Raw genomic sequence first — 6,077 nt, forward strand, 5'->3', positions numbered from 1 at the left:
CCAGGCGCTTGCTAATCGGCCCGATAATTGGGCGCCTCTTTGGTGATTTGCACATCGTGCACATGCGATTCGCGCACGCCGGCCGAGGTGATTTCCACAAACTCGGCCTTGGTGCGCATTTGTTCGATCGACGCGCAGCCGCAATAGCCCATGGACGCGCGTATGCCGCCCACCAACTGATAAATAATGGAGATCACGCTGCCTTTGTAAGGCACGCGGCCTTCAATGCCTTCGGGAACAAGCTTGTCGGCGTTATTGGCCGGATCCTGAAAATAACGGTCGGCCGAGCCATCGGTCATCGCGCCCACGCTACCCATGCCACGATAGGATTTGTAGGAACGGCCCTGGAACAGCACCACTTCGCCAGGCGCCTCTTCGGTGCCGGCAAACATGCCGCCCATCATCGCGGTCGAGGCGCCGGCCGCCAGCGACTTGGCCACATCGCCGGAATAGCGGATACCGCCATCGGCAATCAGCGGAACTCCCGACCCATGCAAAGCCTCGGCCACATCGGAAATGGCGGTAATTTGCGGCACGCCCACGCCGGCCACAATCCGCGTGGTGCAGATGGAGCCTGGGCCTATACCCACCTTGACCGCATCGGCTCCCGCATCAACCAGCGCTTTGGCAGCACCTGCCGTAGCGATATTGCCGCCTATGACCTGAACCTTGGGGTAATTCTTTTTGACCCAGCGCACGCGCTCGATGACGCCGGCCGAGTGGCCATGCGCGGTGTCGACCACGATCACATCCACACCCGCATTGGCCAATTTTTCGACACGCTCTTCGGTGCCCTCGCCTACGCCTACCGCGGCACCCACGCGCAACTGCCCCAAAGCATCTTTGCACGCGCTGGGGTGTTCGGTATTTTTGACGATATCCTTAACCGTGGCCAGACCGCGCAGCTGGAATTTGTCGTTGATGATCAGCACGCGTTCAAGCCGATGCTGATGCATCAGCGTTTGCGCCTCATCGAGCGTGGCGCCTTCGTGCATGGTGATGAGCCGGTCTTGCGGCGTCATGACATCGCGCAGCGGCACATCCAGCCTGTCTTCAAAACGCAGGTCGCGATTGGTGACGATGCCCACCAATTTGCCGGCCTCTACAACAGGCAAGCCGGATATCCCATGCTGGCGCTGCAAGGCTATCGCGTCGCGCACTTTCATGGTGGGGGTAACCGTTACCGGGTCGATCACAATGCCGAATTCGTGACGCTTGACCCGCGCCACTTCCCGGGCCTGTTCGACCGCCGTCATATTCTTGTGAATGATGCCTATGCCGCCCTCTTGCGCCATGGCAATGGCCAGGCGCGATTCCGTCACCGTATCCATCGCGGCCGAAACCAGGGGGATATTCAGTGTGATCGAACGGGTAAGCTGCGTGGCAAGGTGGGTGTCGCGAGGCAGGACCTCGGAATAGGCGGGAACCAACAACACATCGTCGAAGGTGAGCGCTTTTTTTATGAGACGCATGAAAATAGCTCCGAGCAAAGCAAGATTATACGCTGATGTTACGACTCAGCCCAGCCACACCCGGGCGTTGCGGAACATACGCATCCATGGGCTATAGCCGCCGTGACTGGTGTTTTCGCCACCTGTATCCTCCTCGCCCCAGCGCGCGGGCGACCATGACAGCATGACATTGCGGGTGACGCGCTCGGGATGCGGCATGAGTACCGTAAACCGGCCGTCGGCCGTTGTCGCCCCGGTCAGGCCCTGCGGGCTGCCGTTAGGGTTATAGGGATACTGTTCGGTGCGCTGGCCGTGATTATCAACAAAATTAAGCACGCTGTGCACTTTACCGATGTCGCCTTGCTGCGCAAAATTGGCGTAGCCTTCACCGTGCGCCACGGCAACGGGAACACGCGTGCCGGCCATGCCCCGCATAAAGAGCGACGGAGAGTCGGCAATTTCCACCATGGCCAGGCGCGCCTCGTATTTTTCCGACACGTTGCGGGTGAAGCGCGGCCAGTGACGCGCGCCCGGTATCATGTCGGATAACGCCGCCATCATTTGGCAACCATTGCACACGCCCAGGGCAAACGTGTCGTTGCGCGCAAAATACGCGGCAAACTGGTCTGCCAGCTGCTGGTTGAAACGCACGGTGCGCGCCCACCCTTCGCCCGCACCCAGCACATCGCCATAGCTGAATCCACCCACGGCCACCAAGCCGTGCACATCGGCCAGGCGAACCCGCCCGGACAACAAGTCCGTCATGTGCACGTCCCAGGCCTCGAAACCGGCCTTGTCAAAGGCCCAGGCCATTTCCACCTGGCTATTGCAGCCCTGCTCGCGCAAAACGGCCACGCGCGGGCGCAAGCCTTTGGCAATAAACGGCGCTGCGATATCTTCCTGCGGGTCGAACGCAACATGGGGTGTCAGGCCCGGATCCGCGGTGTTCTGCCAGGTTTCGAACTCCGCCCGCGCGCACTCGGGATTATCGCGGCGCGACATGATCTGCCGGCTGACCTCGCTCCATTGCTGTCCAAGATCGAAACGCGCATGTTGATAAATGCATTTGCCATCGCGGAAGATCTGGATTTCGTCCTTGTCGTTCAAGCCGCCCAGCACATGGGCATGCGCCGACAGGCCCGCTTCGCGCAAGGCTTGCATCACCGCGTCGCGTTCGGCGCGCGGCACTTGAATCACTGCACCGGCTTCCTCGGCAAACAGGGCCTTCAGCGTCAACTCATCGCGCCGCACCGCCACCTGTTCGGTGCGAATCTTGTAATCGCCCCAATCGGAGGCATGCGGATCGATGGTCAGCATATCCAGATTGATCGACACCCCCACATGCCCGGCAAACGCCATTTCGCATACGGTGGCCAACAAGCCGCCATCGGAACGGTCGTGATAGGCCAATATCTGCCCGGCCCCCGCCAACTGTCTGATGACATTGAAAAAAGCCTGCAAGGATTCGGGCTCGTCCATGTCGGGCACGGCACGGCCCACCTGATTGAACACCTGGGCCAGGATTGAACCGCCCAAACGATGCCGGCCTCGCCCCAGATCAATAAGGATCAGAACCGTTTCACCCGCATCGGTGCGCAGTTGCGCAGTCAGTGTGGCGCGCACATCGGCCACCGGCGCAAACGCGGTGACAATCAGCGACACCGGCGCGACCACTTCGCGAGCCTCGCCGCCTTCGTCCCAGGATGTACGCATGGACAGGGAATCCTTCCCCACCGGAATCGACAGGCCCAGTTGCCGGCACCAAACGCTCACGGCAAACACCGTGTCGTACAGCGCCGCGTCCTGCCCATCCACGCCGCAAGCCGCCATCCAGTTGGCCGAGAGCTTGATGTCCTTGATGTCGCGCACATCGCTCGCAACAAGGTTGGTCAAGGCCTCGGTCACCGCCATGCGTCCCGATGCGGCGGCGTCAATCACCGCCAGCGGCGTACGTTCGCCCATGGACATGGCCTCGCCGCGCACCCCTTCAAAATCGGCCAGAGTGACCGCGCAATCGGACACCGGCACCTGCCACGGCCCTACCATCTGATCGCGGCTGCTCAAGCCCCCCACGGTACGATCGCCGATCGTGATCAGGAAAGTCTTGGATGCGACGGTCGGATGACGCAAGACACGCTGCACGGCATCGTCAAGCGTCATGACGGTCAGATCAACGGGCGCACTGGCGCCCGGCAAACGCTGTACATCGCGCGTCATGCGTGGCGGTTTGCCCAAAATGACGTCGATAGGCAGATCGACGGGGCGAATGTCGGATTTAGGCGGCGCGTGTTCTGGCGAGGCGTCGTTTGTGGCACCCACAAGGGGTGCCGCTACATGAGAGGCAGGTACGTTTTCGTAGCGGCACCCCTCGTGGGTGCCATTTGAATCAGCGTCGGTCGTTGCCGCTAGCCCAGGCAAGCCTTCGCCTTGCGTCACGCGCAAGGTTCGCTCTTCGGTTGCAACGCCCACTACGGCAAACGGGCAGCGTTCACGCCGGGCAATGGCTTCAAACCGCGCCAGATCCTGGGGCAATACCGCCAGAACATAACGTTCCTGCGCCTCATTGCTCCAGATTTCGGCCGCCGACAGGCCTGATTCTTCCAGGTGTACCTGCTGCAGCTCGAATACTGCGCCACGGCCCGCGTCGTTGACCAGTTCAGGAAAGGCATTGGACAAACCGCCCGCACCTACATCGTGTATGGCCAGCACCGGATTGGCGGCCCCTTGCTGCCAGCAACGATCAATGACTTCCTGGGCGCGCCGTTCGATCTCGGGGTTGTCGCGCTGCACGGAATCAAAATCCAGTTCGGCGGTATTGGCGCCGGCGCTCATGCTCGAAGCCGCGCCGCCGCCCATGCCGATGCGCATCCCCGGCCCGCCCAACTGAATCAGCAAGGCGCCGGCGGGAATCGGGTCTTTGTGGGTCAGGCGGCTGTCGATCACTCCCAAGCCGCCCGCGATCATGATGGGCTTGTGATAGCCCCAGCGAACCGCGCCTGCCGTTTGCTCGTAGGTACGAAAATAGCCCAGCAAATTGGGACGTCCGAACTCATTGTTGAACGCGGCCCCGCCGATGGGGCCTTCAATCATGATATCGAGTGCGCTGGCAATCCGGCCGGGAGAGCCGTACGGATCGTCCTCCCAGGGCTCGAGCCCATCATCGAAGCACAGATTCGACACCGTGAATCCCGTCAAACCCGCTTTGGGTTTGGAGCCTCGGCCCGTGGCGCCCTCATCGCGTATCTCGCCGCCCGCGCCCGTGGCCGCGCCAGGAAACGGGGCGATGGCCGTAGGATGGTTATGCGTCTCGACCTTCATGAGCGTATGCATGATGGCGCTGCCATGGCCATAGCTCAAAGGAGCATTGGTGTCCGTTCCCGGAGCGGCCGCATAAAACGGTTGGGCTGGGCCACCCTCCATGACGGCCGCATTATCGGAATAGGCCACGACAGTACCTTTGGGCTGCGCGGCATGGGTCTCGCGGATCATGCCAAACAGAGTATGGCTTTGCGGCGTGCCGTCGATGACCCACTGCGCATTGAAAATTTTGTGGCGGCAATGCTCGCTGTTCGCTTGTGCAAACATCATCAATTCCACATCGGTGGGATTGCGCCCCAACTGCGTGAACGCCGTGTTCAAGTAATCCACTTCATCTTCAGACAGGGCCAGGCCCAGGCTTCGATTGGCGTCGTGCAAGGCCGCCGCGCCACTCTTCAGGACATCCACCGTTTGCACCGGTTTGCCGGGCAGCGACGCAAACAGGCCAGCGCCATCGAACGCCGCATCGACGACGGTTTCGGTCATGCGATCATGCAGACACGCCGCAACCTGCCTCAATTGTTCGGCAGTGATGTGTTTGGTCCCGAGAATCCCGTGATTAGGCGTCACCACGTAGAGTATGCCGCGTTCAATGCGCCGCACCGCCGGCAAACCGCAATTATGGGCGATATCGCTGGCCTTGCTGGCCCAGGGCGATACGGTGCCAAGGCGCGGAAACACACGCAATACCAGGGAGCGTACGTCGCTTTTGCGCAGCAGTTGCGGCTCGCCATAATCGAGCAAGGCAGCCACGCGCGCCCGATCGGGTTCCAACAGGGCGGTGTCGCTCCATACATAGTGCTCATACTGGCCGTGAATATCCGACACCGGCAGGCCCAAACGCGCAAAGCGCTTTAATAACCGCTCGCGGCGAAACGACGACAAAACCGAAGAGCCAGGGAAATGCTGAATGAAATTCACGATGGAAGCGCAGGCCAGAGAGTATAAAACCGCATTTTAACGGCTTAACGGCGCCTAGAGCGTTTTTGGTCAAACGGTATACGGTGCGGGATGTTTGGGTATTTGGTGGCGGGACGTATTGGTATTTGAAGACGCCGTCTATGGGGGCTCGCGTTACGGTATGCCAAGAATTCACTTGCCCGCAACCTGCCTCTATCACGTTGTCCGCAACCTACCTCCATCATGTATATTGCCCGTAGGTCCCATTCGACCAAGCGCCTGCCGTCCCTACACATCCCCCGATGCATTTCATCAGCGCAGCCGCAGGGCGAGGGGTGGGTACCGTCCGGTCATTCGGCCAGCGCCGGGTGCTGACGAAGGGAAGGCGGGGGGTGTCGGCGGGCGCTG

General features: G+C 61.0%; 2 protein-coding genes. Both read right to left on the reverse strand.

The features are described 5' to 3' along the window. Positions 1 to 11: 11 nt before the first annotated feature. Positions 12 to 1,472, reverse strand: coding sequence for an IMP dehydrogenase (gene guaB / locus EDC26_RS17495; protein WP_132585038.1), 1,461 nt, complete (start codon positions 1,470 to 1,472; stop codon positions 12 to 14). A gap of 45 nt (positions 1,473 to 1,517) precedes the next feature. Further along, the gene (purL, locus tag EDC26_RS17500) at positions 1,518 to 5,690 is read right to left on the reverse strand and encodes a phosphoribosylformylglycinamidine synthase (RefSeq protein WP_132585040.1); all 4,173 of its coding nucleotides are present in this window, start codon (positions 5,688 to 5,690) and stop codon (positions 1,518 to 1,520) included. Positions 5,691 to 6,077 lie beyond the last annotated feature (387 nt).

The organism is Paralcaligenes ureilyticus, from assembly GCF_004346225.1.
Taxonomy (GTDB): Bacteria; Pseudomonadota; Gammaproteobacteria; order Burkholderiales; family Burkholderiaceae_B; genus Paralcaligenes; species Paralcaligenes ureilyticus.

Coding starts and splice junctions, on each gene's coding strand:
- guaB (WP_132585038.1), bottom strand. CDS start 1,472: ATGCGTCTCATAAAAAAAGCGCTCACCTTCGACGATGTGTTGTTGGTT.